The sequence below is a fragment of the Streptomyces sp. Xyl84 genome, assembly GCF_059731885.1.
In genome coordinates this window covers 6,443,567-6,470,346 of the sequence record NZ_AP029182.1, presented here as the reverse complement: position 1 = coordinate 6,470,346, position 26,780 = coordinate 6,443,567, and the positions used below count along the sequence as shown (strand labels likewise).

The following is a 26,780-nucleotide window of genomic DNA, read 5'->3' as shown; positions in this document are numbered from 1 at the left end:
CGGTCGGGGCGGCAGCCAGGCGACGGCCGGTGCACGGCGGCCTCCGCTCGGTGCGGGGCCCGGCGTGTTCCCGCCCTGGCACCGGCCCACGGCGCGGCCTGCGGCCGCCGGTCCGCTCCGGCCGCCGCAGGCCCCGCCCGACGGCGCCACGGCCGACGGGCCGCCGTACTCCACGGTGGCGGCCCGTCGGCCTTCTCATGTGCGCAGCACGGCCAGCTGGTGGTGCACGGCCGCGGTGACCCGGGGTTCGTCGTCGGTGGCGAGGAGGTCCAGGAGCGCCCCGCGGAGCACCGCCAGTGCCAGAGTGCGGCGGCTCGCGCCGTCCGCGCCGTCCCTCTCCGCCCGCGGCTGGCAGGCCGCCAGCACCTCCAGCCAGTCGTCGACCGTGGCCCGGGCGAACCCGGCCCACGCTCCGTCGGGCTCGACGAGGGAACGGGCGTACGCCTCGGTCCACAGCCGCAGCAGGGGGCGGTGTCCGGCGGCGGCGAGCCACTCCCAGACCCGTTCGGCGGCGTCTGCCAGCCCGACGGGCCGGCCGGCCTGTGTCAGGTGCGCCAGGAGCGCGAGTTCATCGGCGCGGGCGCGCGCCAGCAGCGCCCGCACCAGCCCCTCCTTGGTGCCGAACAGGAACAGCAGCACCCGGGGGCTGGAGCCGATGGCCGTGGCCAGCGGGCGCAGGGAGAGGCCGGCCAGGCCGTGGGCGAGCACATACCGGTAGGCGGCTTCGAGCAGCTCGGTCTGCCGTGCGGAGGGGGCTCCCGCTTGCTGGGACATGGAGCTAGCCTAGCGTTACTGAAACAGTCGTGTCAGTGCGTCGGGGCGGGCAGCCGGACGGGAGAACAGGCCATGTCACAGCAGGAGCACCGGTCACGGGTCACCGTGCGCCGCGCCGACCGTCCCGGCGACCTGGGCTGGGTGGTGATGGCCCACGGCGAGGAGTACGACCGGCAGTTCGGCTGGAACACCGAGTTCGAGGCGCTGGTCGCGGGGATCGTCGCGCAGTACGCGGCAGGCCACGACCCGGCCAGGGAGGCGGGCTGGATCGCCGAGGCGGACGGCGAACGCGTCGGGTGCGTCTTCCTGGTGGCCGGCGACACCCCGGCGGTGTCCAGGCTGCGCATCCTGCTCGTCACCCCGGCCGCCCGCGGTCTCGGCGTCGGCAGCCGTCTCGTCGAGACGTGTCTGGCCTTCGCCCGGGAGGCCGGCTACGCACAGGTGACACTGTGGACCAACGACGTGCTGGTCGCCGCGCGCAGGATCTACCGCGCCTTCGGCTTCGTCCTCGCCGAGGAGGAGTCGCACCACAGTTTCGGCCACGATCTCGTCGGCCAGAACTGGACCCTCGACCTCACCCGGCCCACCGCATCCCCGGCGGCGGCCGTCGGTCCGTAGACCGCCGGGCCGCGGCGCGGCAGGCGGCAGGCGGACCGCATTCCGCTGGACCGCGCGTCCGGCTGGACCGGCCGCGGTTCACCTCCACGAAGTGCCCGGCCGGCCGAGGGGCCCGCTCCCGGACGCCGCCGGTGAAGCGGTCCGGCGCACACGGTAGGCTGGCCGGGCGGCGGCGACCGGACGTGATCGGGTGCGCCGCGCGGCGGTGGGGCCCGCCGCACCCAACCGCGGCGTCGACGCCGCCAACGGTCCCTGCTTGCGACACGTGTGCGCCCGAAGAAGCACCGGGCGCTGTCCGAGTAGGAGTACTGCCGTATGGGAGAGGCCCGACCGCAGGTGCTAGGCGAACCCGTCGACCCCGACGTCGAACTGCGCGGCCCCGCCAGACGGCGCGAGCTGCTCGCCGGACAGGGGCCGGTCGTGGCCGTCGTCTCGGTGGGCGGCGCCGTAGGAGCGGTGGCCCGCTACGGGGCCTCGCTGCTGTGGCCGACCGCCGCCGGGACGTTCCCCCTGACGACGTTCCTCGTCAACGTCATCGGCTGCGGCGTCATCGGCGTCTTCATGGTGGTCATCACCGACGTCTGGGCCGCCCACCGGCTGGTCCGGCCGTTCTTCGGCACCGGCGTCCTGGGCGGCTTCACCACCTTCTCCACGTATGCCGTGGACATCCAGCGGCTCGTCGACCAGGGCCGCGCCACCACGGGCCTCGCCTACCTGGCCGCCACCATGCTCGCGGCGCTGGCGGCCGTGTGGACCACGGCGAACCTGACCCGCCGCGTGATCGAGCGGAGGAAGCGATGACCCGGCTCACCGGCACCGCGCTACGGGTGACGATCTTCATCGGCGAGAACGACACCTGGCACCGCAAGCCCCTCTACTCCGAGATCGTCCACCGCGCGCACCGGGCGGGCCTGGCCGGCGCCTCGGTCTTCCGCGGCATCGAGGGGTTCGGGGCGTCCTCGCTCATCCACACCTCGCGGCTGCTGTCGCTGAGCGAGGACCTGCCGGTGGCCATCGTCATCGTGGACACCGAGGACCGCGTCCGCGCCTTCCTCCCCCAGCTCGACGAACTGGTCACCGAGGGTCTGGTGATCCTCGACGGCTGCGAGGTCATCAGGTACGTCGGACGGCACCGGGAGAACACGTGAACTGGCTGCTCGTCGTCCTCGGCGCCATGGTCGGTGCGCCGCTGCGCTACCTGACCGACCGCGCGGTGCAGTCCCGGCACGACAGCGTCTTCCCCTGGGGCACCTTCACCGTCAACATGATCGGCTGTCTCACCCTCGGTCTGATCACCGGCGCGGTCCTCGCGGGCGGCGCCTCCTCCGACGTCCAGCTGCTGCTGGGCACCGGCCTGTGCGGGGCGCTCACCACCTACTCGACCTTCTCCTACGAGACCCTGCGGCTGGCCGAGGAAGGCGCCCGCTTCTTCGCGGCGGCCAACGCGGTCGCCGGCATCGTAGGCGGTCTCGGCGCGGCGTTCACGGGGGCGGCCGTCGCCCAGTCGATCTGGGCATGACGGACAGGCACGACAAGCGGAGTGCGCCGCCGCGGCCGCCGCGCCGGGCGCCCGGTTCGTCCGTGTCGACGTCACCGAGGACGCCGCCGCGGCCGCCGCTGTCACCGAGCGCGATCACCTGACACGCGGGGTCGCACGGCTCGACCCCCTCGGACGTCGACAAGTGAGCGGGTCCTGCTCCCGGGCGGCATCCTGCCCGGCCGGGTCACCGCGGGGCGGGCGACGCGAGTCGGTGCAGGCGCAGGGCGAGCTGGATCTCCAGGACGCGCGCGGGTGTCTGCCAGTCGGCGCCGAGCAGGCGGCCGACGCGCTCCAGGCGCTGGGCCACGGTGTTGACATGGACGTGCAGCTCGTCCTTGGTGCGGACCGGGCTCATGCCGCAGGCGAAGTACGCCTCCAGGGTGCGTATGAGGTCGGTGCCGCGCTGCTCGTCGTAGGCCGTGACACGGCCGATGGTGCGGTCCACGAACCCGGCGATGTCCCGCTCACCGGCCAGGAGCAGGCCGAGGAAGCCGAAGTCCTCGGCGGCGGCGCCGTCCCCGGTGCGCCCGAGCAGCCGCAGCGCCTCCAGGCAGCGCTGCGCCTCCGCGTAGGCGGCGGTGGCGGTGCCGGGCCGGGCGGCCAGGTCACCGACAGGGGCGGAGGCGCCGACGGTAACCGCCTCGTGCACGGCGGCGCCCAGGTGGTGGGCGGTACGGCGGGCCAGTTCCGTCGCGGTGCAGCCGTGCCGGAGGGGGAGCAGCAGCACCGTACCGCCGTCGCGGGCGGCGGCCAGGCCCTGCCGGGTGGCGGCCAGGTGGGAGGCCGCCGACCACAGGCGGCGCCGGGCGTCGGCCGCCTGGTCGGCGTCGGCGGCCGGGGCGTCGAGGCGGGCGGCGAGCACGACGTGGGTGGCGTCGAGGTCGGCGCTCAGGCGTGTGGCGCGCTCGCGCAGCAGGCGCGGGTCGCGGTCGCGGGCGTCCAGGAGGTCGTCGAGGAGTTCGCCGCGGACGCGCTGCTCGGCCTCCGCGGCCGAGCGTCTGGCCAGCAGCAGCAGTGAGGTGACCATCGCCGCGCGCTCCAGGGTGCGCTGGTCCACCGGGTCGAGGTGGCGGTGCCCGCGCAGCACGAGCGCGCCGAGGAGTTCGCCGCCGGCGGTGACGGCCGCCACCCAGTCCTCGCCGTGGCGCACGGCGTGTCCTTCGGCGCGGGCGGCCTCCAGCGGCCCGGCGGGCGCGGCGGCGGCCTCGGTGAACTCGACCGTGCCGGCGAGGACCTGGGAGACGGCGGCGGCCACGTCGTGGACCTGGCCGCCGCGCAGGACCAGTTCGGCTAGGCGGTCGTGGACGTCGGAGGCGCGCTCGATGACCGCGCTGCGGTCGCGGATGATCTCGTTGGCGCGTTCGAGCCGGGCCAGGGCCGTGCGGGTCTCGGTGAGCAGGTGGGCGCTGTCGATCGCGGCGGCGGCGAGGGCCGCGAAGGAGCCGAGCAGGGCGATCTGTTCGCGTTCGAACACCCGGGCCCGCCGGTCGGCCGCGAAGAGGACGCCGATCACCTGCGCCCCGAGCATGAGCGGCACGCCGAGGATGGCGACCAGCCCCTCGTCCTGCACGCCCTCGTCGATGGTGCCGGTGTGCTGGAAACGGGCGTCCTTGAAGTAGTCGTCGGTGACGTACGGCCGGGCGGTCTGCGCGACGAGGCCGCCCAGCCCCTCCCCCATGCCCAGGCGCAACTGCTGGAAGCGGGCCGCCACCGATCCCTCGGTGACCCGCATGTACGTGTCGCCGCGCGCCGGGTCGTTCAGCGTGAGGTAGGCGACGTCGGTGCCGAGGAGGGAGCGGGCCCGCTGCACGATGGCGGGCAGCACCGCGTCCAGGTCCCGCAGGCCCGCCAGGTCGTGGGCGGTCTCGAACAGCGCCGACAGCTCTGCCTCGCGGCGTCTGCGTCCCTCCAGTTCGGCGCGGACGCGCAGGGCGAGCAGCTTGGCGTGTTCGAGCGCGGCGATCCGCTCGGCGGGCCGGTTCTCGGCGCGGGCGAGCTGCACCGGCTGTTCGAAGGCGGCGGCGGGCGCGCCCCGGGCCAGCAGTTCGAGGAACGGGGCCTCGGCACCGCCGTCCGGCGGGGCGCCACCGCCGGCGGGCGTCTTTGCGCCGGGGGCGGGGCGCCGGGCGGACTGCACGTGATCGCTGGGCATGCGGACAGGATTCCGTATCGGGGCGATGTCCGCCGAGCCCTGTGGAAAACTCCGCTGCGGGCGGCGGCGGCGCAGGTCAGTGGGCGGTCCAGCCGCCGTCGAGCACCAGCGAGGTGCCGGTGAGGAAGGACGCGTGCGGACCGCAGAGGTACGCCACGGCCTCCGCCACCTCCTCCGGTTCGATCAGGCGTTTGATGGCGCTGTCCTGCAGCAGCACCTCGGAAAGGACCCGCTCCTCGGGGACGCCGTGAGCCTGCGCCTGGTCGGCGAGCTGCTTCTCGACGAGGGGGGTGCGGACGTAGGCGGGGCTGACGCAGTTGGAGGTGACGCCGTGCGGCGCGCCTTCGAGGGCGGTCGTCTTGGACAGGCCCTCCAGGCCGTGCTTGGCCGCCACGTACGCCGACTTGTAGGCGGAGGCCCGCAGCCCGTGCACCGAGGAGATGTTGACGATCCGGCCCCAGCCCTGTGCGTACATGTGCGGCAGGGCACCGCGGATGAGCCGGAAGGGCGCTTCGAGCATCACGGTCAGTACCGTGTGGAAGACCTCGGGCGGGAACTCCTCGATGGGGCGTACCAGCTGGATCCCGGCGTTGTTGACGAGCACGTCGGTGCCGGCGGCCGCCCGCTCGGCGGCGTCCAGGTCGGTGAGGTCGAGGACCTGGGTCTCCAGGGTGCCGGCGAGGGAGCCGGAGCCTTCGGCGAGCGCGGCCAGGCCCGCCGCGTCCCGGTCGACCGCTCTGACCTCGGCTCCCGCCGCGGCCAGCCGGAGTGCGCAGGCGCGGCCGATGCCGCCGGCCGCGCCCGTGACGAGCGCGGTGCGACCGGCGAGGTCGAGCGGGGAGCCTTGGGGTGCGGGGTACGGGCGGGGCGAGGTCATGCCTCGACCCTAGGCAGTGCCCGCACCCCACCCCATATGGGCACAACCCATACTTCAGTCAAGATCGGTAGGCTCGAACCACGTGGGGGCGTCGGACAGGGCCTGCTTGATCCGGAACAGCGCGAACTCGTTCAGGGCGGGCAGCGCGTCCACCGGGAACCATCCGACCTCCAGCGACTCGTCGTCGTTGACCCGCGCCTCGCCGCCCACGGCACGGCAGCGGAAGGTGATGTCCATGTACTGGCAGACGTCGCCGTTGGCGTAGGTGATGGGGTCCAGCGCCTGGACCAGGACCACTCGCTCGGTGACGCAGCGCACGGCGGTCTCCTCGTACACCTCCCGCACCGCGCAGGCGGCGGGCTGCTCACCGGGCTCGGGGATGCCGCCGATCACGGCCCACTTGCCGGTGTCGGAGCGGCGCCCCAGCAGGACTCTGCCCTCGTCGTCGAAGACGAGGGCGGTGACCCCGGGGAGCCACAGCAACTGGTTGCCCGCGGCGGCCCGGATCGTACGGATGAAGTCAGGAGTGGCCATGGACCGACCCTAACGGGCCGGGGCCGCCGGTCAGCCGGTGGACAGAGGGTGTGCGGGGGCGTACGTCCGGCGTACGGTCACGCCGTCCGGGCGCGACGGCCGCGCACGCCGGCGCCGATCGCCCCGCCCAGGCCGCCGGCCGCGATCAGCACGAGGGCGATCTCCGGCAGGACGCCCAGCTCGGTCGCGGGCGTGCGCGAGGAGCGCAGCGGGACCTTCTGGACCAGGTGGCCCGGGACGAACATGCCGGTCCTCCGGGTGATGTGCCCGTCGGGCATGATGATCGCGCTGACGCCGCTGGTCACCGGAACGGTGACGGTGCGGCTGTGCTCGACCGCGCGGACGCGGGACATGGCCAGTTGCTGGTAGGTCATCTCGCTGCGGTCGAAGGTCGCGTTGTTGCTGGGCACGGAGATCATCTGCGCGCCGTGGGTGACGGTGTCGCGCACGGCCCAGTCGAAGGCGGCCTCGTAGCAGGTGGCCAGGCCGATCCGGGTGCCGGCGACGCGGAACACGCCGGGCTCGGTGCCCCGGCTGAAGTCCTGGCGGACCATCGAGGTCCAGTTCTCGTTGATCGCGCCGAGCAGCGAGCGCAGCGGCAGGTACTCGCCGAACGGCTGGATCTGCCGTTTGTCGTAGGTCTGCAGAGGCCCCTTGACCGGGTCCCACAGGATCTGTTCGTTCAGCAGTTCGCCGTCGCGCTCCACGACGCTGCCGACCGAGATCGGTGCGCCGATGGCCTTGGCCGCCTGGTCGATCACCATGCGCGCGTCGAGGTAGGCGAACGGATCGATGTCGGAGGAGTTCTCCGGCCAGAGCACGACGTCGGGCCGCGGGGCCCTGCCCGCCTTCACGTCCGCCGCCAGCCGCTCGGTCTCCCGCGCGTGGTAGTCGAGCACCGCCCGGCGCTGGGCGTTGAACTCCAGACCCGAGCGCGGCACGTTGCCCTGGATGACGGCGACGGTGACCGTCCCGTTCTCCGCCTTGTCGCTCACCAGGGTGCGGGCGGCCAGCGCGCCCACGACCGGCAGGACCACGCTCAGCAGCGCGACGGCCGCGGCCGGGCGGCGCACCGTCCGGGTCCGCCGTGCCTCGACCGCCAGGCGTACGGCCTCGTGGAGACCGAAGCCGCACAGGACCACCGCGAAGCCGAGCACCGGCGTGCCGCCGACCGCGGCCAGCGGCAGGAACACACCGTCCGCCTGGCCGAAGGCGATCTTGCCCCAGGGGAACCCGTGGAAGGGCACGCGCGCGCGTGCCGCCTCACCGGCGATCCACAGGGCTGCCGCCCACACCGGCCAGGCCGGCAGCGCGGAGACCGCGGCGATGCCCGCGCCCACCAGGGCCACGAAGAGCGCCTCCGCCGCGACCAGCGCCAGCCAGGGTCCGGGGCCGACCTCCACACCCGTCCACACCAGCAGGGGCAGCAGGAAACCGAGGCCGAAGAGGTAGCCCAGGCCCAGCGCGGCCTTCCAGCCACGGCCGCGCAGCACCCAGCCGAACCCGGCGAACGCCGGCAGGGCCAGCCACCACAGGGTGCGCGGCGGGAAGCTGACGTAGAGCAGGAGGCCGGACAGTGCCGCCACGGCGGCGGGCACGAGTCGTACGAGTCTCGCGGACCAGGGGGCGCGGGCGGACCGCGGGTGCAGCCGGTCCGACTCGTCGACGGAAGTTGCGGTGACGGTCACCCCGGGAGTGTACGGCGGCTGACCTGCCCCTCGTCAGCGCGGATCGCGGGCCGAAGACGCCAGGCGGCAGGCGGACCGGCGCACCCTGGCCCCGACGGCGGGCAGCAACTCGTCGGTACCCTCCTTGAGCACGTCCGGCGGCTGCCGCGGCTGCAGCCCGTGCGGCTGATGCTGTGACCGGGAAGGTTCACCGGCTCGCGACGCCCGGCACGGCTTCCCCCAGCTCTTCGAGCAGGGGGACCCCCGGTCGCGTCGTCGCATCCCCCGAGTGCATCCGGTACGCGGGTCAGGCTCCGCCTTGCGATGCCCCCCGCTGCCCGGACGGCGTGGGAGGTGCCCCCGTCACCGGACGCCGCGAGCTTCCCGACGGCCTTCCCGGCCACAGCACTGGCTAGGCGCGTCCCGGTGCCGGCGGACGCAGCCGGTCCCTGATCACGCGGACCGCCGACTCGGCGTTGTCGACGGTGATCGTGAAGGTGTGGCCGTCCCACAGGCGCAGCACGATACCCTCGCCGCGCCGGACGACCACCGCGGTGCCCTTCTCGGGACGCCAGCGGTAGCCCCAGCCGCCCCAGTGGCGCGGAGTGACGTGCGGTGCGAACTCGGCGTCCGTGACGTGGGCCAGCGGGATGCGGCGGCGCGGCAGCCCGATGTGGCCGCAGCGCACCTCCAGTGAGTCCTTGTCGACCTTCAGTGCGACGTGGACGAAGGCGAGGGTGCCGAAGAGGACCAGCAGCCCGGCCGCGATGCAGCCCACGACGGACATCACCAGCGCGGGGACACCGGAACTCCAGGCGGAGTCGACGGCCAGTTCGATACCGAGCGCGAGGCAGGCGGCGCCGACGAGCGCCAGCAGCCACTGGAACCGGTTGGTGGCCCGCCCCGTCCACACCTCGGGATGCGGGCCGTTCTCGACGCGGGAGTGGTCCCTCATGGCAATGAGGTTACTCAGGTTTCGCCGCGTGGGTAGCGCGTCGCACACGGGGAGTGTCCCGCGCCCGGGCGCCCGGGAACGCGGCACCCCTCGTGCGGGCGGCCGTCAGCGGGCGGGCGAGACCGCTTCGAGGAGGCGGCCTTCCGCGTAGGCCAGGGCCGGTGCGGGCAGGGCGCCCTCCTCGCCGTTGAGCAGGACCGTCACCGTGCCCTCGGCCGGCGCCTGGGGCTTCGGTCCGGCGCCGAGCCGGCGCAGTGCCTGGGCCGCGACGGCGCCCGCCGAGCCGTGCAGGACCAGCGGCGGGTGTCCCGGCCGCTGTACGGCCGAACGGATGCGCTCGGCGACGAGTTCGTAATGGGTGCAGCCCAGGACGACGGTCGTGACGTCCTCGGGAGTCAGCGCGGCGGCGGCCGTGACGGCCTCGTCGATCGCCGCCTGGTCGGCGTGCTCGACGGCCTCGGCCAGCCCCCAGCAGGGCACCTCGGTGACCGGCACGCCGTCGGCGAAGTCGCGGATCAGGCCCCGCTGGTAGGGGCTGCCCGTGGTGGCGGGCGTCGCCCAGATGGCGACCGGGCCGCCGCCGGCGGCGGCGGGCTTGATGGCGGGGACGGTGCCGACGACCGGAACGTCCGGCTCCAGGCGGTCGCGCAGGGTCGTCAGCGCGTGCACGGTCGCGGTGTTGCAGCCGACGATCAGGGCGTCCGGACCGTAGGCGGCGGCGGCCTCGGCGACGGCGAGGGCCCGCGCGGTGAGGTCCTGCGGGGTGCGGGGTCCCCAGGGCATCCCGGCGGGGTCGAGGGACAGCACGAGATCTGCGTCGGGCCGCAGGCGCCGTACCGCGGCGGTGGCCGCCAGCAGCCCGATCCCGGAGTCCATGAGCGCGATCTTCACCCGGCCACGATAGACGATCCCCTCGAACCGGCCGTCCGGGTGGGGCAGACTGCGGGGGTGAGCGTGATCATGTGGACCGCCGTCGGATCACTCGCCGCCTGGTTGTGGCTGCTGCTCGGCCAGGGGTTCTTCTGGCGTACGGACGTGAGACTGCCGCCGCGGACGGAGCCGGCGCCCGACGACTGGCCTGCCGTGTGCATCGTGGTCCCCGCGCGGGACGAGGCCGCCGTCCTGGGCGAGAGTCTGCCCTCGCTGCTCGCGCAGGACTATCCGGGGCGCGCCGAGGTGTTCCTGATCGACGACGGCAGCACGGACGGCACCGGTGAACTGGCCCGGGAACTGGCGCGGCGCGGTGGCGGGCTGCCGCTGACGGTGGACTCGCCGGGCGAGCCGCCGCAGGGGTGGACCGGCAAGCTGTGGGCCGTACGGCACGGCATCGCGCTGGCACGCGCGCGTACCCCCGAGTACCTGCTCCTGACGGACGCGGACATCGCGCACGCTCCGGACAGCCTGCGCCGGCTGGTGGCGGCGGCGCGCACCGGGGGGTTCGACGTCGTCTCGCAGATGGCGCGGCTGCGGGTGGAGAGCCTGTGGGAACGGCTCGTCGTCCCGGCGTTCGTCTACTTTTTCGCACAGCTGTACCCGTTCCGGTGGATCGGGCGGCGGGGCGGGCGGACGGCGGCGGCCGCGGGTGGCTGTGTGCTGCTGCGCGCGGAGGCGGCCGAGCGGGCACGGATCCCGGACGCGATCCGGCACGCGGTGATCGACGACGTGGCGCTCGCCCGGGCGGTGAAGGGCGGCGGCGGGCACATCTGGCTGGGGCTCGCCGAGCGGGTGGACAGCGTGCGTCCGTATCCGCGCCTGTACGACCTGTGGCGGATGGTCTCGCGGAGCGCGTACGCGCAGTTGCGGCACAACCCGCTGCTGCTGGCCGGGACGGTCGCCGGACTGGCGCTGGTGTACCTGGTGCCCCCGGTGGCGCTGGTGGCGGGACTCGCCGGGGGCGGCGCGGCGACGGCGCTGGCCGGCGGCGCGGCGTGGCTGGTGATGGCGGCGACGTACGTGCCGATGGTGCGGTACTACCGCCAGCCGCTGTGGCTCGCCCCGCTGCTGCCGTTCACGGCGTTCCTGTACCTGCTGATGACGGTGGACTCCGCGGTGCAGCACTACCGGGGCCGCGGTGCGGCCTGGAAGGGCCGCACCTACACCCGTCCGGACGCCGTGCCCGAGGAGGGCTGAGAACGGGGACCGAGGCTCACTTGCGGCCGGGCGTCCAGTTCATGCCCCACCCGTAGGCGTGGTCGATGGTGCGCTGGGGGCTCACCCCGCGCGCGGGGACCAGGTAGCGGGCCTCCCGCTGGACGACGAGGTCGCCGCCGGTGTTGGTGATCAGGGCCAGCGCGCACACGGTGGAGGGCACCGTGCACTCGTCCAGGGAGAAGTCGACCGCCGCTCCGTGCTGCGGCTGGAGGGTGACCGTGGCGTGCAGGTCGGCGAAGGAGCGGGCGCCCTCGTAGATGGTCACGAAGACGAGGATGCGCCGGAAGTCGTGCGTGTGGTCGAGGTTGATGGTGAGGTTCTCGCCGCTGTCCACGGCGCCGGTGCGGTCGTCGCCGTCGAGGTGGATGTAGGGGGGCCGGTGCAGGGCCCCGAAGGCGTTGCCGAGGGCCTGGACGACGCCCTTGCGGCCGTCGGCGAGTTCGTACAGCGCGCACAGGTCGAGGTCGAGGTCGGCGTGGGTCGCGACGGCCCGGCCGCGTTTGCCGGCCCAGCCGGTGAACTGTTTGCGCACCTGCCAGTTGAGGTTCACGCGCATCGCGCCCGAGGTGCCGCCCTGCTTGGCCAGCGAGACGGAAGGGGCCGCCTTGGTGAGCGTGACCTTGGTGAGGCGGACGGGGGCGGGAGCGGGCGGCGGGGGTGCGGTGGGCGGCGGGAACGCGGGCGCGGAGGCCGTGACGGGCGACGGCAGGGGCACCGGCGGGCCGACGGGGGGCGGTGTGGCGGGGGCGGTGGCCGGTGTCCGGGCCGCGGCCCCGCCGGCCCGCGGTGAGGGAGGCGGGGTGCGGGCCGCCGACGGCGCCGGGGCCGGCGCGGCGTGCTGGGGCTCGTCCACGGTGATGCCGAAGTCGGTTGCCAGGCCCTCCAGTCCGCTGCTGTAGCCCTGGCCGACGGCACGGAACTTCCAGGCGCCCTGGCGGCGGTAGAACTCGCCCAGCACGAAGGCGGTCTCGACACTCGCCCCGGTGCTGTCGAAGCGGGCGACCACGGTGTCCGCCGCGGCGTCGCGCACCTCGATGTAGAGACCGGGCACCTGGCCGAACGTGCCGCCGTCCGCCGAGGCGGCCAGCACCACCCGGTCGATCGCCGCCTCCACGCGCGCGAGGTCGGCGACGAGCGTGTCGGTCGCCTGTCCCGCGAGGTCGCGCTTGCCCTCGTGGCGCACCGCGCCCGAGGTGTGGGCCGGCTGGTTGTAGAAGACGAAGTCCCCGTCGGAGCGCACCTTTCCGCCTCCCGCCAGCAGCAGGGCGGAGGCGTCCACGTCGGGGACGCCCGGACCGGAACGCCGGCCCACCTCGACGCGCAGGGCCGTGGTCGGCACCGGCGTGTTCGATCCCTTCGGCATGGACATGTGCGCCCCCTCACCTCGGCCGGGCCGATCTCCCCGGTCCCGGCGCTGCTTCGACTCGCTTCCCGCCCAACCTATGCCCGCGGGGCGGGACTCTCACGAGGAGCGGCGGAACTCGCCCGGCGGGCCCCCGTAACGCCCCAGAACCCTGCTCCTTACACGATCCAAACCCCCCGCAGCGTCCCTTTTTGTCAAGTTCGCTCGGATTGGGGATCCCGCGTCACCGCCGACACGGAAAACAACCCTCTTATCGGTCTCCCCAACCAGCACATCGTGGGCTTAACTTATGTGCCATGACCTCCCCCCGCTCCACTTATGGTGGCGGCTACTACTCCGCCTCCTTCCCGGACACCCCGATCTACGACTCGCTCGTCGCCGAGCGTGGCACGCCGCAGATCGCCCCGATCCGGGTTCCCGCGCCGTACGACACGGGAAACCACGCGGGAAGCCACCTGCCCGCGCTTCCCTCGGCGCTGCCCGCCCTGCCGGCAGCCCCGTCCCAGCCCGGCTACGGCTACCAGCAGCCGCCGCAGCCCGCACCTCTGCAGCAGGCGCCCGCCGCCTACATCCCGCAGCAGGCCTCCGCCCCGCGCGGTTATCCCGGCCCGCAGCAGCAGCTTCCGCGCCCCATGACGAACGGCACGGGCTACGAGGCGATGCGTCCCGCGGCCCCGCGGCCCGGTGCGGCGCCGTACCAGGATCCGTACAACAACCAGCAGTACCGCGGCTACTGATCCTTCCGCCTCCCCCGCCTGTCCGTGCCACCTGGCAGGATGAGGTCATGGGGAATGCGGAACTGCACTCGATACACATCCATCCGGTCAAGGCGTTCCGGCCCGTGGGGCTCGGGGAAGCCGTTGTGGAGCCCTGGGGGCTGGCCGGGGACCGGCGCTGGGTCGTGACCGACGACGGGGGAAAGGTCGTCACCCAGCGCCAGCAGCCGCACCTCGCGTCGGCCGTCGCCGAGTTGTCACCCGGCGGCGGCCTTCGTCTGTCCGCGCCCGGACTCGGGCCGTGCACCGTGCCCGTGCCGCGGCCGGGGGCCACCGTGACGGTGGACATCTTCGGCGAGAAGGTGGAGGCCGTCCCGGCCGGTGCCGCCGCCGACGCCTGGTGCAGCGCGCTCGTCGGAGCCGCGGTGCGCCTGGTGCACATGGACGACCCCGCCGCCCGCCGGCCCGTCGACCCGGACTTCGCGCGGCCCGGGGAGACCGTGAGCTTCGCCGACGGCTTCCCGCTGCTGATCACCTCGCTCTCCTCGCTCCGCTCCCTCAACTCGCTGATCGCACAGGGCGATCACGCCGACGAGGGCCCGGTGCCGATGGACCGGTTCCGCCCGAGCGTCGTGGTGAGCGGCACCGACGCCTGGGCGGAGGACGACTGGCAGCGGATCGCGATCGGAGAGGTCACCTTCCGGGTCGCCAAGCCGTGCGGCCGGTGCGTGGTCACCACCACCGACCAGACCACCGGTGAACGCGGCAAGGAACCCCTGCGCACCCTCGGCCGCCACCGCCGCTTCGGCGGCTCCCTGGTCTTCGGGCAGAACCTGGTGCCCGAGTCACGGGGCACCCTCCGCGTCGGCGACCCGCTCACGATCCTCGCGTGAGATCCGCCCCTTCCCGGGAACCCGTTGCCGCGGCCCGCTCGTTGGGGATTCGTGAGAGATTCATGAGAGTGGCCGGTCGTAGGTGATTTCCCTCTCTCTTCGACCGACTTCCCGGATGCACGGCTCCGCGGGGGGTTATCACGGAGCGGGAAGGGGGTGCGGGAGAGTGCGGGCAATCAGCGGACTCTGGCGCTGGCGGCACAATCCGCTGCGGCGCACGACCGATCTGGTCGAGTCATGGGTGGCGTTGGCCGCCCTGCTCCTGATCCTGGTCGCCGCCCCGGTCCTCGGTTCCCTCGTCGGTACGGTCACCCAGGACGCCCTCCAGCAGTCGGTGCGCGAGCAGCGGCACGCCCGGCATCCGGTCCCGGCCACCGTCGTGCGGAGACTGACCGCGTCCGCGCCGGTCCCGGACCCGGAGATCGCGACGGGCCGGGACGTCCGCAGCCGTGTCGTCGCCGACTGGACCGGACCGGACGGCGTCCACCGGCACGGCCCGGTCACCACCGATCTCAAGAGCGCGCACGCCGGCGACCACTTCACCCTGTGGACCGACGCACACGGACGGACCGTGCCCCGCCCCCTGGACACCACCACCGCGACCACGCACGCGGTGCTGGCCGGGCTCGGTACGGCCCTGGTGGCGGCGGGCCTGACCGAGGGCATACGCAGACTGGTCCTGTGGCGCCTGGTCCGCCGCAGGTACGCGCGCTGGGACCAGGCCTGGGACCGCGCCGGTCCGGACTGGGGCCGCACCGGCACCGGCAGCTGACGGCCTCCCGGCTCCGGCTGCCGCCGGCCTCCCCGCTCCGGTCAACCGACCCTCCACGCACGCGCTACGGTGGACCGGCCGACGCGTTCGGCACCCTCCGCGCGCGTGCGCGCGGCGGCCCGAAGGGCTGAGCACGGCCCCGGTCCCGGCACCGGTGCGGCGCCCCGAAGGTGAACGAGCCATCAGTACGACGAGGTGGGGGCACGGCAACACCATGGCACAGGGCACGGTCCAGGTGACGCACACCGGCACATCACGGTGGCGGCGCCGCACGGGTGAGTACGCATCGCTGGCCGCCGCCCTGGAGGCCGCGGCGGACGGTGACGTCCTCACCGTCGCCGCGGGCACCTACCGCGAGAACCTCGTCGTCCAGCGCGCGGTGACCCTGCGCGGTCCCGAGGGATCCCCCGGCGCGGTGCGCATCGCCCCCCTGGACGGGGTGCCGCTGACCGTGCGCGCCTCGGCGGTGGTGCAGGACCTGCACGTGGAGGGCCAGGACACCACCGCGCCCGCGCTGCTGGTGGAGGAGGGCACACCGGAGCTGAGGGACGTGCGGATCGTGACGCGGTCGGCGTCCGGCATCGAGGTGCGCGGCGGGGCCCGCCCCACCGTGCGGCGCTGCACCGTGGACAATCCGGCCGGCGCCGGCATCGCCGTGCTCGGCTCGGGCGGCGGGGTGTTCGAGGAGTGCGAGATCCTGGCCGCCGGGCAGTCCGGCGTGTCGGTCCGGGACGCCGCCCACCCGCGTCTCGAACGCTGCCGGATCCACCACACCTCGGGCCCGGGCATCACCGTGACCGGGGACAACTCCGCCCTGGAGGCCGTCGGCTGCGAGGTCTACGAGGTCCGCGGCAGCGGTGTGCAGGTGACCGGGCGGGCCTCCGCGCACCTCACCGACTGCGAGGTGCACCGCACCACCGCGGACGGTGTCACCCTCGACACGGACGCGGTGCTCACCCTCGCCGACTGCCGGCTCCACGACATCCCGGAGAACGCGGTGGACCTGCGTTCGCGTTCCGTGCTGACGCTGACGCGGACCACGGTGCGCCGGTTCGGGCGCAACGGTCTGTCGGTGTGGGACCCGGGCACCCGGGTGGACGCCAACCAGTGCGAGATCTCCGACAGCACGGGCGACTACCCGGCCGTGTGGATCAGTGACGGCGCGACCGCGGTCCTCGACTCCTGCCGGGTGCACGACGTGCCGGACGCCCTGTTCGTGCTCGACCGCGGCTCCCGCGCCGACGTCGTCGACAGCGACCTGTCCCAGGTGCGCAACACGGCCGTGTCGGTGAGCGACGGCGCCACGGCACAGCTCGACGACTGCCGGATCAAGGAAGCGGCCACGGGGGCGTGGTTCCGTGACCACGGCAGCGGCGGCACGCTCGCCAACTGCACGGTGGACGCCACCCAGACCGGTGTGATCGTCACCAAGGGCGCCGACCCCACCATCGAGCGCTGCACCGTCGTCTCCCCCGCCGAAGCCGGTTTCTACGTCTCCGCCGGTGGCCGCGGCAGCTTCCTGGGATGCCGGGTCACCGGCAGCGGGGGCTACGGCTTCCATGTGATCGACGGCTGCCGTACCACGCTGAAGAAGTGCCGTACGGAGCGGTGCGCCCGCGGCGGGTACGAGTTCGCGGACGCCGGCCAGGACGCGGCGCCCGGGTCGGGACCGGTCGTCGAGGACTGCGCGAGCGACGAGAGCGGCGGCGTGCGCCCGCCCGCCGCCCGGGAGACGGCCGTGCAGACGGTGCAGCCGTCGCCCGGGGCTGCCGGTCTGCTGGGGGCGGTCCCGGGGCAGCGCGGCACCGCGCAGGAGCCGCTTGCGCCCGCGGTCCAGGAGGAGCGGCCCGCGCGCACCGCGAAGGACGTGCTGGGCGAACTCGACGCCCTGGTCGGCCTGGAGAGCGTCAAGCGCGAGGTCCGGGCCCTCACCGACATGATCGAGGTGGGCCGGCGCCGGCAGCAGGCGGGGCTCAAGGCCGCCTCCGTCAAGCGCCATCTGGTCTTCACCGGCTCCCCCGGCACCGGCAAGACGACGGTCGCCCGCCTGTACGGCGAGATCCTCGCCTCCCTCGGGGTCCTGGACAAGGGCCATCTCGTCGAGGTGTCCCGCGTCGACCTGGTCGGGGAGCACATCGGCTCCACCGCGATCCGCACCCAGGAGGCGTTCGAACGGGCGCGCGGCGGTGTGCTGTTCATCGACGAGGCGTACGCGCTCTCTCCCGAGGACGCCGGGCGCGACTTCGGCAAGGAGGCCATCGACACGCTGGTGAAGCTGATGGAGGACCACCGCGACGCGGTCGTGGTGATCGTCGCCGGCTACACGGCCGAGATGGAGCGGTTCCTGTCCGTCAACCCGGGCGTGGCCTCGCGCTTCTCGCGCACCATCACCTTCAGCGACTACGGTCCCGAGGAACTGCTGCGGATCGTCGGGCAGCAGGCCGAGGAGCACGAGTACCGGCTGGCGCCGGGCACGCCGGACGCGCTGCTGAAGTACTTCACGGCGCTTCCCCGGGGCGCCGCGTTCGGCAACGGCCGCACGGCGCGGCAGACGTTCGAGGCAATGGTGGAGCGGCACGCCAGCCGGGTCGCCCAGCTCGACGACCCCGACACCGACGATCTGACCCTGCTCTACTCCGAGGATCTGCCCGAGCTGCCCTGAGCCCCGGTGCCTCCAGGGGGCCGCGCGCCCGGTCGCGGGCCGGCGGCCGGGGAGGGGGGAGAGTCCGCGTCGCGGCGCGGTGCGGGCACTTCCGGGTGCAGCCGGGCCAGCAGCTCGCGGCGTTCCTCGGCGAAGGCCGGGTCGGCCTGGTAGTCGGAGTGGCCGAGGAGCGGTGCGGGCAGCGGGTGCTGCGCGGTACGGCCGTAGGCGAGCGGGTCCTTGAGCGGGGCGCGGTCGACCTCCGGGCACGCGCCCCGCGGACCGCCGTCGCGGGGCAGGCGGACGGGGCCGCCGATGGGGTCGGTGAGCCGGTACAGGTTGCGCCAGCAGACCACGTCGCGGTGCAGCCCGGTGAGGGCGCCCGGTCCGAAGTGGGCCGGGAACCAGCGGCCGTAGAGGCGGGTCAGCGGGGAGCCGTAGGTGAGCAGCGCGACCCGGCGGCGGACCGCGGGGGTGAGCTGCCAGGCCGCGGCGGCGGCCAGCACGCTGCCCTGTGAGTGTCCGGACAGGACGAGACGGCCGCCGGTGGCCCGGGTCCAGGTGGCCATCCGCCAGGTGAGGTCGGGCACCGCGCGTTCCGCGTAGCACGGCGGGGCGAAGGGGTGGGCGGCGCGCGGCCAGAAGGTGCCGACGTCCCAGAGGATGCCGATGGTGCGCCGGGCGGAGGCGTCCTTGTAGGCGCGCCGGCCCCAGGTGACGAACGCTATGAACCCGAGTCCGACGAGCCAGGAGCCCAGCGCCTGCGCGGTCTGGGCGGCGCCCTGGACGGCCGGGTGGACCTCGCCGGCGGCCCGGGCCGGGGTCCGGCCGGTGCCGAGGGCGCCGACGAGCGCGACGGTGCCCAGCAGGAGGGTGGCGGCGGAGACGACGCCGACGACGAGCGGCGCGTCGTCGGTGAGGGTGGCCGTCGCGCGGGTGCGGGCGATCCGGCGGGTGCGCTCGCGGTCGGCCGGCTCGCCCGGGAAGTCCCGTCGCACCGTGGCGCGCTCGGCGCGGGCCAGCCGCCAGGTGCGGCCGGCGAGCCGCCCGCACAGCACCAGCAGCAACAGGAGCAGCGGGGGGATGACGGACGCCTGCCAGGTGAGCAGGACCGGCGGTCCCTGGATCCAGCCGCCGGTGCCGTCCAGCCAGTCGGCCACGCGCTGGGCGACGCCGCCGGACATGACTCCGCCGAGCGCGCAGGCCAGCATGGCGACCGCCGGTCCGCCCTGGCCGCGCAGCGCGGCCCGCTGCCCGCCCGCGGCGTGCGGCGGCGCACCCGGGCGGCGGTCGGCAGACCGGCCGCGGTGCAGCACTGCCGCGGTGACGGCGAGGGCGACGACCAGGGCGCCCTGCACCAGGGAGACGGCGCCGAAGGTGGCGTCACCCTGCAGCCGGCCCGCGGACGTCCAGCCGGGGCGCGACCAGCCGCCGTAGACCAGGGCGAGGGCGAGCAGCAGGAGCGCGCCGAGCGGCAGTCCCCGTACGAGGCGGCGGTCCAGGTGCCGGTCGAGGCGGTGCTCGCTGCGGCCCCGGCGGCAGACCACGGCCACCACCAGGACGGCCGTGCCGGCGAGGGCGGCGAGCAGCAGCCAGCCCAGGACGTCCAGGGCCGCGGGGCCGCCCGGCCGCCGGTCGAAGTGCGCGGCCGGGACGGCGACCGCCGCGGCGACGGTCAGCAGTCCGGCGGCGGTGTGCGCACCGCGCAGCCGGGCCACCAGGCGCCTGCCGTACCAGAAGCCGGGGCGGGCCAGGGAGCCGCCGCCCGGTTCCTCCTCGGGTTCGGGTCCCGGGGACAGCGGCTGCTGGGACTCGTAGGCGCTCCAGGTGCGGTGGGAGAGGTGGCACAGCAGGCCGGTGAGGGCGGCGGGCACCAGCGCGGCCAGGGCGAGCCGGCGGCCGGGCAGGCTCCACCAGCCGCCCGTGGCGGGCGACAGGAAGGCCAGCCAGGAGTGGCGTGCGGTGCAGGCGGGTGTGCCCGCGCACTGCCAGGCGGCCAGGTCGAGGGCGACCTCGCAGGCGGCGGCGACGAGCAGCACGGTGAGGGTCAGACCGGCCAGCCGGACCAGCAGACCGTACAGGCGTACGGTGCGCGGGCGGCCGTGGGCTTCGGGGCGCATCCAGTGGGCGAGGTTGACGACCATGAACGGCAGCAGCAACAGCCACAGCGCGCGGCTGCCGTCGCCGGAGGTGAGGTTGCACCAGACGTACGCCTCGGGCACGGGCCGGCCGGGGTCCCGCCCCGCCCGGGTCTCGGCGTCGGCGTCGGCGGCCCGGCGGTAGACCGCCGCGGTGTCGTCGCCGGTGACCCGTACCGTCCGCTCGTCGTCGAGCATCTTCTCGGGCGTGGTGCCGCCGACACCGTGCACGAGGAGTTCCAGTGCGGGCGGGGCCGGCCCTGACGGTGCGCCGGGGCTCCCAGCCGGACGCACCCCGTCCGGCCCACCCGGTCCGCCCGGTCCGCCCGGCGCACCGGGTCCGTCAGGCCCGTCAGAGCCACCGGGCCCGTCAGGCCCGTCAGCTCCGTCAGCGCCGCCCGGTCGGTCAGGCTTGTCCGGTGCGTCAGGCCCGGAAGTATCACCGGGTCCGTCAGGCCTTTCCGGTCCGTCCGGTCCGTTCACCGTCGGGTGTCCTCGTGTCTGTGCCACCGCCGCACTTCCCCCGGGTCGCGCCGTCGTCCTTGCCGGTGCGCGACCAGGATCTCCGCCGGCGGCCCGCCGCACAGCCCCTGTCACGCAATCTCCCCGATCTGGGTGACATCGGAGTGAGGGGGGCGTACGGCGAGGCGCTTGTTTCTGGCATGAGCGCGTCGGGACAGGCGATGGCGCCACGGCGGGTGACCCGTGAAAGGATGGGGCGCCCGCGCACCAGGGCTGTCCGGACCTCCTCGCCGGACCCGTTGCGCAGGCGCGGGTCGGACGGCTTGAGGCGAAAGGAACCGGAGCACACGTGAGCGAGAATCAGAACCTCCTCGCGGAGCAGCGGCGCGCCCTGATCCTCGACGAGGTCCGGCGCCGGGGCGGGGTGCGGGTCAACGAACTGACGCGCAAGCTCGGCGTGTCGGACATGACGGTCCGCCGTGACCTGGACGCGCTGGCCCGCCAGGGCATGCTGGAGAAGGTGCACGGCGGTGCGGTCCCGGTCGTGGAGGCCAGTACGCACGAGCCCGGCTTCGAGGCCAAGTCGGGCCTGGAGCTGACGGCCAAGGAGGACATCGCCCGGGCCGCCGCCGAGCTGGTGGCGCCGGGCTCGGCGATCGCCCTCTCGGGCGGTACGACGACGTATGCGCTGGCCCATCACCTGGTGGACGTGCCGGATCTGACGGTGGTCACCAACTCGGTCCGGGTCGCGGACGTCTTCCACACGGCGCAGCGCACCTCCGGCCAGCGCCAGGGCGCGGCGACCGTGGTGCTGACCGGCGGCGTGCGCACACCGTCCGACTCGCTGGTGGGCCCGGTGGCCGACCAGGCGATCGCGGCGCTCCACTTCGACATGCTCTTCCTCGGGGTGCACGGGATATCGGCCGAGGCCGGTCTGTCGACGCCGAACCTCGCGGAGGCGGAGACGAACCGGCGGCTGGTGCAGTCCGCACGGCGTGTCGTGGTGGTCGCCGACCACACCAAGTGGGGTGTGGTGGGGCTGAGTTCGTTCGCGACGCTGGAGCAGGTGGACACCCTGGTGACGGACGCCGGACTGCCGGCTGGGGCGCGCGCCGAGATCTCGGAACACCTGCGGCTGGTGGTGGCGGGCGAGGCCGTGGAGGGCTCAGCCGACTGAGGTCCCGCGAGGAGGGCCGCCGCTGACGGGGGACGGAGCGGCGGGTCGGCTGGGCGGCGGCCGGCGGGACTGCCCCTGGCTCAGCGGGGCCAGGTGCCGGTGGCCAGGAACGCGTCGATCGCCGCCGTGTACGGCGCGCTGTCCAGGCCCTGCTCGGCCAGCCAGGTGTCCGAGTAGTACTTGTCGAGGTAGCGGTCGCCCGGGTCGCACAGCAGCGTGACCACACTCCCCCGGCGCCCCTGCTCCCGCATCTCGGCGACGATCTTCAGGGCGCTCCACAGACCGGTGCCGGTGGAGCCGCCGGCCTTGCGGCCGATGACCCGCTCCAGGGCGCGGACGGCGGCGACGGCGGCCGCGTCGGGCACCTTCATCATCCGGTCGATGGCGCCGGGCACGAAGCTCGGTTCCATGCGCGGGCGGCCGATGCCCTCGATGCGTGAGCCGCGCTCGCAGGTGACGTCCGCGTCCCTGGTGGTCCAGCCCTCGAAGAAGCAGGAGTTGTCCGGGTCGGCGACGCAGACGCGGGTGTCGTACTGCATGTAGTGGACGTAGCGCGCCAGGGTGGCGGAGGTGCCGCCGGTGCCCGCGGTGGCGACGATCCACGCGGGCTCGGGGAACCGTTCCAGCTCCAGCTGGCGGAAGATGGACTCGGCGATGTTGTTGTTGCCCCGCCAGTCCGTGGCCCGCTCGGCGTAGGTGAACTGGTCCATGTAGTGGCCGCCGGTGTCCACCGCCAGCCGCGCCGCGGCCTCGTACATCGTGCGCGGGTCGTCCACGAAGTGGCAGCGCGCACCGTGGAACTCGATCAGGCGGCACTTCTCCGCGCTCGTCGTACGCGGCATCACCGCGATGAAGGGCACGCCGATCAGCTTGGCGAAGTACGCCTCGGAGACGGCCGTCGACCCGCTGGAGGCCTCGATGACCGGGCGGTCCGGCCGGATCCAGCCGTTGCACAGGCCGTACAGGAACAGGGAGCGCGCCAGGCGGTGCTTCAGGCTGCCGGTCGGATGGGTCGACTCGTCCTTCAGGTACAGGTCGACGCCCCATTCCTCGGGCAGCGGGAAGCGGAGCAGGTGGGTGTCGGCGGACCGGTTGGCGTCGGCCTGGACCTTGCGGACGGCCTCTTTGAGCCAGTCGCGGTAGCCGGTGTCGCTGCGGTCGACGTCGAGGGTCTCGCCGGTCCGGCGCTGCTCGGTGGTGCTCACGGCCGTACTCCTCAAACTGGGCTCACGGGGCCCGCGACGGCGTGTCGCACGGCCCGACGCACTCGATGATAGACACCTTCGACACGCCTTTCACCTGCATAAACGCCACTTTGGGCGGCTCAAAGGCAGCCCTGGGGCGCGACGCGCCAGAGCGCGCCGGCGGCGCACTGCGGGCATCGGCCGGGGCGCGTTCGCGCGAGTGCTCCGGGTCCGGGCCCGCCGGGGTCCCACGTGCTCTGGTGCTGTGTGCCGAAGCGGGGCAGACTGCACCGCGCGGGACGAACAGCCCGCCGGAAACGCACAACGCACCGGGCCCCGGACCCCGGACGGACCGTGCCGGTTCGTGTCCCGGCGGTATCGGAGCCGGGCGTGCGGGCGTGTCCCGGCGGCGACGGGAGCCGGCGCGCGCACCAGGCGCCGGCGCATGCAAGGGGGCGGTCAGGGATGGCGGAGCCGGAGTTCACGGCCAGGGGCGTGCGGATCGCGCGGCGGCTGCGCTCGCTGACCCGCGCCGGGCGCGTGCGGATCAGCGACGGCAGACTGGAGCTGCTGACCAGCTACGGCAGCGAGATCGACAGCGCGCCGATCCGCACGGTACGCGCCTCCAGGCCGTGGCTGGCCCCGGACGACCGGGCGCTGGCCGACCTCAACGGCCACCGGTACGTTCTCACCCTCGCCGCGGACGACCCCCCGCCCGGGGAGCCGGGGCCGCCTGCCGCCGAGCGGTTCGTCGAGGCGGTCCGCCGGGCGGCGGGACGGGACGGCTGAGCGTCGGAAGGTGACTCGAAGTTGCGGTACCGAACCCCTTGCGCCACGCTGGTCTCACGTCACTCTGGGTTTACCGGCGATAACGCTGCGAACCAGCCCGCCGGCCACGACAGCAGGCGGCAGTGTCACGCAGGCGCCCTGCTGCATCCGAAACGTCGTGTTCTTCCGGACCTCAACGTCGGGGAGTCGCAGCCGTGATCAGTCACCCAAGCAGGCACTGCACGGTGGAGCTCCAAGCCCTGCCGTCGCGGATCGGCCAGGTCCGCAGAATCGTATCGGCGCACTTGCGCTACTGGCATCTGGACCCTCTGATAGACCGGGCCGCGCTCGGTGTGACGGAGTTGTTGACCAACGTCCACCAGCACGCCCGGCCCGACAAGCTGTGCACCGTCGAGCTGGAGTTGCTGCTCGACCGGCTCACCGTCTCCGTACGCGACCATGATCCACGTCTTCCCGTGGTGGAGGACATGGGCGAGATCGCACCGCTGGCCACCGAGGGCCGGGGGCTCGCGATGGTGGCCGCGATGAGCGAGAGCTGGGGTGCTCGCCCGGACGGCGAGGAGGGCAAGGTGGTGTGGTTCACCCTGCCCACGGCCGCCGGTCCGGTCGGGGTGCCCGCACGGGTACCGCGGCTGGTGGGCGGGGAGCAGTCCGTGCCCCGGTTCACCGAGGTCGGCCCCGCCCTCGACGGAGCGCGTCCCGCGCATGCTCCCGCCCGGTCGGCCGTTCTCGGCTGACCGGACGGTGAGGACGCACGAGGACGCGACCGCCGGCCGCCCGCGGCAGTTTCGGTGGCCCACTGCGGTGGGTCACCGAAACTGCCGCGGGCGGCTGCGGCGGGTACGTGGCCGGTCAGCGGTGCTGTCGGTGCCGCCTGTGGCGACGGTGACGGCGGTGGTCACAGGGCCCCCGCCTCGCCCGTGCCGCCGGACTGTTCCTCCAGCACCGGCAGCAGGTCTTCGGCCTGACCCTCCCGCTGGAGGAGGTGGCCGAGGGCTACCGGGCCATGGACGAACGCCGCGCGATCAAGACGCTGCTTCGGCCCTGAGCGGGCCGCGCGCTCATGAGGCCGCCGTGCACCGCCGGCGGCCCGGCCGGGCCGGTCCGGGTCAGGTCAGTGCCGCCAGCGGGTCGTCCAGGACCGGCTGCCAGGCCAGCTCGGCCGCGCCGACCAGGCTGTTGTGGGCCAGCGTGCAGGGCAGGATGGGGACCCCGCCGCTCTGCCCCCACAGACTGCGGTCGGCGACGACCGCCCGCAGCCGGCCGGGATCGGCGTCGAGCAGGGCGCGGTGCAGTCCGCCGAGGATGATCCGGTCCGGGTTGAGGATGTTCACCAGTCCGGCGAGCCCGAGGCCCAGGCGGTCGATCAGGGCGGCGGTCGCCGTGCGGACGGCCGGGTCGTCGTAGTGGCCGCGGATCAGGTCCTCGGCCTGCTTCAGCAGCGACACCTCGGGGCCCGGTTCCCGGCCCGCGGCGGTGAGGAAGGCCAGCGGGTCGGCCTCCACGTCCAGGCAGCCGCGGCTGCCGCAGTGGCAGGGCCGGCCCTCGGGGTTCACGGTGAGGTGGCCGACCTCCAGCGCCAGCCCCGAACTGCCGGTGTGCAGCCGCCCGTCCAGCACCAGCGCGCCGCCCACGCCCCGGTGTCCGGTGGCCACGCACAGCAGGTCGCGGGCGCCGCGTCCGGCGCCGTGCCGGTGCTCGGCGAGCGCGGCGAGGTTGACGTCGTTCGCCGCGAACGCCGGTCCGCCGATGCCGGCGTCGCGTACGCACTGCGCGAAGATCCGCCGCACGGGGGCGCCAGCGGGCCAGGCGAGGTGGAGCGGGTTCAGGGCCGTGCCGTCCGGTTCGGCGACCGCGGAGGGCACGGCGAGGCCCGCGCCGACGCAGCGCCGCCCGGTGGCCCGCAGCAGCTCGGCGCCCGCCTCCACGACCGAGCCGAGCACCTTGGCCGGGTCGGCGTCGACGGTCTCGCAGCCCGGCGCGGTCGCCACGATCCGGCCGCCGAGCCCCACCAGGGCGGCCCGGAAGCCGTCCGCGTGCACCTGGGCGGCCAGGGCCACAGGGCCCTCGTCCGCGACCGTGAGCCGGTGCGAGGGCCGTCCCTGCGAACCGGCCGCCGCCCCCGGCCGGGCGTCCACCCGGATCAGGCCCAGCGCCTCCAGCTCGGCGGCGACCGCACCGGCGGTCGCCCGGGTCACGCCCAGTTCGGCGGTGAGCACGGCGCGGGTCGGGGCACGTCCGGTGTGCACCAGCTCCAGGGCGGGTCCGAGCGCACCGCGCCCCCGGTCCAGCCGCGTCCTCGAGGTGGTCCCTTCCCCCGCCGCCCGGGGGTCCGCCTTGCCGCTCATGAGGCCGAGTCTCCCATGATCCGCGGGCCTGTCCCGCGGGTCCGTCCGGCCGATCGTGCCGCAGGTCAGCGGCGGTGCGGATCAGCCCAGGTGAGCGGGGTCCGGTGCGGGCGGCCGCACGGCGCGGGATCCGGAGCAGGGGTCTGGGAACCCGCTCACCCGGAGCGTGACGTTCAGCCGCCCGGTCAGGCCCAACTCAGGCGGTGCGGTGCCGCCGTGGACGCGCGGCACGCCGTGGTACGCCAGCCGGGACGGGCCGCCGAACACGAACAGGTCACCGCTGCGCAGCTCGACGTCCGTGTACGGCTTCGTCCGGGTGCGGGTGTTGCCGAAGCGGAACGCGCAGGTGTCACCGAGGCTCAGCGACACCACGGGCGCGCCGGACTTCTCGTCGCTGTCGCGGTGCATGCCCATGCGGGCGTCGGCGTCGTAGAAGTTGATGAGCGCGATGTCGTACGCCACCCCGCCGGAACCGTCGGCTCCGAGCGCGTCCGCGCCGGCCCCCGGCGCTCCGAGCGCGCCCCTTCCGGCGCCGTCCGTCCCGAGCGCGTCCGCGACCGCGCGCCGGCCCAGTTCCCCGAGCCAGGCCGGGAAGGGTTTGACCGGGGCGCCGTCGCCGTCGACCGCCGTGCGGGCGTAGCCGTACGGGTACCAGTGCCGGCCGAGGCAGACCTGCCGGGCGGTCATCGTGCCGCCGCCGGGGGTGTGCACCGTGCGCAGGCCGGCCGGCGGGCGGGCCCACTCCCGGCAGGCGGCCAGCAGCTCGCGCTGGCCGGCCGGGTCCAGCCAGTCCGGTACGTGCACGGCGCCCGGCGCGATCTCCGTACGGGAACGGGGGAACAGCTCGGCGTCCATGCCTCCATCCTGCCCGAGCGGTCGTGAGCTGCGGCTCGGCTAGGTCCTGTCGTCACATTCCCGTCGTCCGCCCGGAGGGCGGGCCTCGCGGCGTCAGGTGCGTGCTCTCGGCGTGCCGGGCCCTGACCCTCGTACTGGACGTACTCGGGTCCGGGCCCGGTGCGGCGAGAGTGC

Annotated in this window: 24 protein-coding genes; 12 read left to right on the top strand and 12 right to left on the bottom strand. The window is 74.4% G+C overall.

The genetic code is table 11. The annotated features are described in order from the left end of the window. Positions 1 to 195 precede the first annotated feature (195 nt). Positions 196 to 774: a TetR/AcrR family transcriptional regulator gene (locus AC6I72_RS28180; protein ID WP_498003941.1), complete on the bottom strand. Its 579-nt coding sequence runs from the start codon at positions 772 to 774 to the stop codon at positions 196 to 198. Between the two features lie 72 nt (positions 775 to 846). Between AC6I72_RS28180 and AC6I72_RS28175 the strand changes: the two genes are divergently transcribed. From AC6I72_RS28175 to crcB (AC6I72_RS28160), 4 genes are all read left to right on the top strand, one after another. After that, entirely contained in the window at positions 847 to 1,392 is a 546-nt protein-coding gene (locus AC6I72_RS28175) for a GNAT family N-acetyltransferase (protein ID WP_498003939.1), read from the top strand. Positions 1,393 to 1,707: 315 nt separating this feature from the next. Next, a complete protein-coding gene (gene crcB / locus AC6I72_RS28170) occupies positions 1,708 to 2,193 on the top strand; it encodes a fluoride efflux transporter CrcB (RefSeq protein WP_498003938.1) in 486 nt (161 codons plus the stop codon). After that, positions 2,190 to 2,540, top strand: coding sequence for a DUF190 domain-containing protein (locus AC6I72_RS28165; protein WP_366726723.1), 351 nt, complete (start codon positions 2,190 to 2,192; stop codon positions 2,538 to 2,540). The genes crcB (AC6I72_RS28170) and AC6I72_RS28165 overlap by 4 nt, the downstream gene beginning before the upstream one ends. Beyond that, positions 2,537 to 2,911 carry a fluoride efflux transporter CrcB gene (gene crcB / locus AC6I72_RS28160; protein ID WP_498003937.1) on the top strand — a complete coding sequence of 125 codons (375 nt, stop codon included), beginning with the start codon at positions 2,537 to 2,539 and terminating at the stop codon, positions 2,909 to 2,911. The genes AC6I72_RS28165 and crcB (AC6I72_RS28160) overlap by 4 nt, the downstream gene beginning before the upstream one ends. A 205-nt stretch (positions 2,912 to 3,116) precedes the next feature. Here crcB (AC6I72_RS28160) and AC6I72_RS28155 read toward each other — a convergent pair whose 3' ends face one another. From AC6I72_RS28155 to AC6I72_RS28130, 6 genes are all read right to left on the bottom strand, one after another. Continuing rightward, positions 3,117 to 5,084 carry a helix-turn-helix domain-containing protein gene (locus tag AC6I72_RS28155; RefSeq protein WP_498003936.1) on the bottom strand — a complete coding sequence of 656 codons (1,968 nt, stop codon included), beginning with the start codon at positions 5,082 to 5,084 and terminating at the stop codon, positions 3,117 to 3,119. Between the two features lie 76 nt (positions 5,085 to 5,160). Then, complete coding sequence (locus AC6I72_RS28150; protein WP_498003935.1) at positions 5,161 to 5,961, bottom strand: 3-hydroxybutyrate dehydrogenase; 801 nt, start codon at positions 5,959 to 5,961, stop codon at positions 5,161 to 5,163. Between the two features lie 54 nt (positions 5,962 to 6,015). Continuing rightward, positions 6,016 to 6,495 (bottom strand): NUDIX hydrolase, encoded by a 480-nt coding sequence (locus tag AC6I72_RS28145; protein WP_037854068.1) that lies wholly within the window; start codon positions 6,493 to 6,495, stop codon positions 6,016 to 6,018. Positions 6,496 to 6,572: 77 nt separating this feature from the next. Next, positions 6,573 to 8,183 carry an apolipoprotein N-acyltransferase gene (gene lnt / locus AC6I72_RS28140; RefSeq protein WP_498003934.1) on the bottom strand — a complete coding sequence of 537 codons (1,611 nt, stop codon included), beginning with the start codon at positions 8,181 to 8,183 and terminating at the stop codon, positions 6,573 to 6,575. 391 nt (positions 8,184 to 8,574) lie between these two features. Further along, positions 8,575 to 9,117: a hypothetical protein gene (locus AC6I72_RS28135; RefSeq protein ID WP_498003933.1), complete on the bottom strand. Its 543-nt coding sequence runs from the start codon at positions 9,115 to 9,117 to the stop codon at positions 8,575 to 8,577. Positions 9,118 to 9,222: 105 nt separating this feature from the next. Then, positions 9,223 to 10,008 (bottom strand): glutamate racemase, encoded by a 786-nt coding sequence (locus AC6I72_RS28130; protein ID WP_498003932.1) that lies wholly within the window; start codon positions 10,006 to 10,008, stop codon positions 9,223 to 9,225. 57 nt (positions 10,009 to 10,065) lie between these two features. Between AC6I72_RS28130 and AC6I72_RS28125 the strand changes: the two genes are divergently transcribed. Beyond that, on the top strand, positions 10,066 to 11,247 hold the full coding sequence (locus tag AC6I72_RS28125; RefSeq protein WP_498003931.1) for a glycosyltransferase: 1,182 nt from the start codon (positions 10,066 to 10,068) through the stop codon (positions 11,245 to 11,247). Between the two features lie 16 nt (positions 11,248 to 11,263). Here the strand turns inward: AC6I72_RS28125 and AC6I72_RS28120 are convergent, their stop codons facing one another. Beyond that, positions 11,264 to 12,637, bottom strand: coding sequence for a TerD family protein (locus AC6I72_RS28120; RefSeq protein WP_498003930.1), 1,374 nt, complete (start codon positions 12,635 to 12,637; stop codon positions 11,264 to 11,266). Positions 12,638 to 12,927: 290 nt separating this feature from the next. Here AC6I72_RS28120 and AC6I72_RS28115 point away from each other — a divergent pair, with 290 nt between their 5' ends. The 4 genes from AC6I72_RS28115 (at position 12,928) to AC6I72_RS28100 (ending at position 17,674) form a co-directional block, all read left to right on the top strand. Continuing rightward, a complete protein-coding gene (locus tag AC6I72_RS28115) occupies positions 12,928 to 13,368 on the top strand; it encodes a DUF6643 family protein (RefSeq protein ID WP_498003929.1) in 441 nt (146 codons plus the stop codon). Positions 13,369 to 13,415: 47 nt separating this feature from the next. Beyond that, positions 13,416 to 14,240: an MOSC domain-containing protein gene (locus AC6I72_RS28110; RefSeq protein ID WP_498003928.1), complete on the top strand. Its 825-nt coding sequence runs from the start codon at positions 13,416 to 13,418 to the stop codon at positions 14,238 to 14,240. A 166-nt stretch (positions 14,241 to 14,406) separates the two neighbouring features. Further along, positions 14,407 to 15,012 carry an Rv1733c family protein gene (locus AC6I72_RS28105; protein WP_498003927.1) on the top strand — a complete coding sequence of 202 codons (606 nt, stop codon included), beginning with the start codon at positions 14,407 to 14,409 and terminating at the stop codon, positions 15,010 to 15,012. A 214-nt stretch (positions 15,013 to 15,226) separates the two neighbouring features. Next, a complete protein-coding gene (locus AC6I72_RS28100; RefSeq protein WP_498003926.1) occupies positions 15,227 to 17,674 on the top strand; it encodes a right-handed parallel beta-helix repeat-containing protein in 2,448 nt (815 codons plus the stop codon). Here the strand turns inward: AC6I72_RS28100 and AC6I72_RS28095 are convergent. Beyond that, positions 17,644 to 19,989, bottom strand: coding sequence for a hypothetical protein (locus AC6I72_RS28095; protein WP_498004838.1), 2,346 nt, complete (start codon positions 19,987 to 19,989; stop codon positions 17,644 to 17,646). The genes AC6I72_RS28100 and AC6I72_RS28095 overlap by 31 nt on opposite strands. Before the next feature lie 613 nt (positions 19,990 to 20,602). On the opposite strand from AC6I72_RS28095, the gene AC6I72_RS28090 reads away from it, so the two are divergent. Next, positions 20,603 to 21,430: a DeoR/GlpR family DNA-binding transcription regulator gene (locus AC6I72_RS28090; protein ID WP_498003925.1), complete on the top strand. Its 828-nt coding sequence runs from the start codon at positions 20,603 to 20,605 to the stop codon at positions 21,428 to 21,430. An 80-nt stretch (positions 21,431 to 21,510) separates the two neighbouring features. Here AC6I72_RS28090 and AC6I72_RS28085 read toward each other — a convergent pair whose 3' ends face one another. Then, on the bottom strand, positions 21,511 to 22,635 hold the full coding sequence (locus tag AC6I72_RS28085; protein WP_498003924.1) for a PLP-dependent cysteine synthase family protein: 1,125 nt from the start codon (positions 22,633 to 22,635) through the stop codon (positions 21,511 to 21,513). Between the two features lie 444 nt (positions 22,636 to 23,079). Between AC6I72_RS28085 and AC6I72_RS28080 the strand changes: the two genes are divergently transcribed. Beyond that, positions 23,080 to 23,403 carry a hypothetical protein gene (locus AC6I72_RS28080; RefSeq protein ID WP_498003923.1) on the top strand — a complete coding sequence of 108 codons (324 nt, stop codon included), beginning with the start codon at positions 23,080 to 23,082 and terminating at the stop codon, positions 23,401 to 23,403. A 194-nt stretch (positions 23,404 to 23,597) separates the two neighbouring features. After that, positions 23,598 to 24,140, top strand: a complete 543-nt coding sequence (locus tag AC6I72_RS28075) for an ATP-binding protein (protein WP_498003922.1) — start codon at positions 23,598 to 23,600, stop codon at positions 24,138 to 24,140. A gap of 372 nt (positions 24,141 to 24,512) precedes the next feature. Here AC6I72_RS28075 and AC6I72_RS28070 read toward each other — a convergent pair whose 3' ends face one another. Next, a complete protein-coding gene (locus AC6I72_RS28070; protein WP_498003921.1) occupies positions 24,513 to 25,751 on the bottom strand; it encodes an ROK family protein in 1,239 nt (412 codons plus the stop codon). An 81-nt stretch (positions 25,752 to 25,832) separates the two neighbouring features. Continuing rightward, positions 25,833 to 26,606: an alpha-ketoglutarate-dependent dioxygenase AlkB family protein gene (locus AC6I72_RS28065; protein WP_498003920.1), complete on the bottom strand. Its 774-nt coding sequence runs from the start codon at positions 26,604 to 26,606 to the stop codon at positions 25,833 to 25,835. Between the last annotated feature and the right edge of the window lie 174 nt (positions 26,607 to 26,780).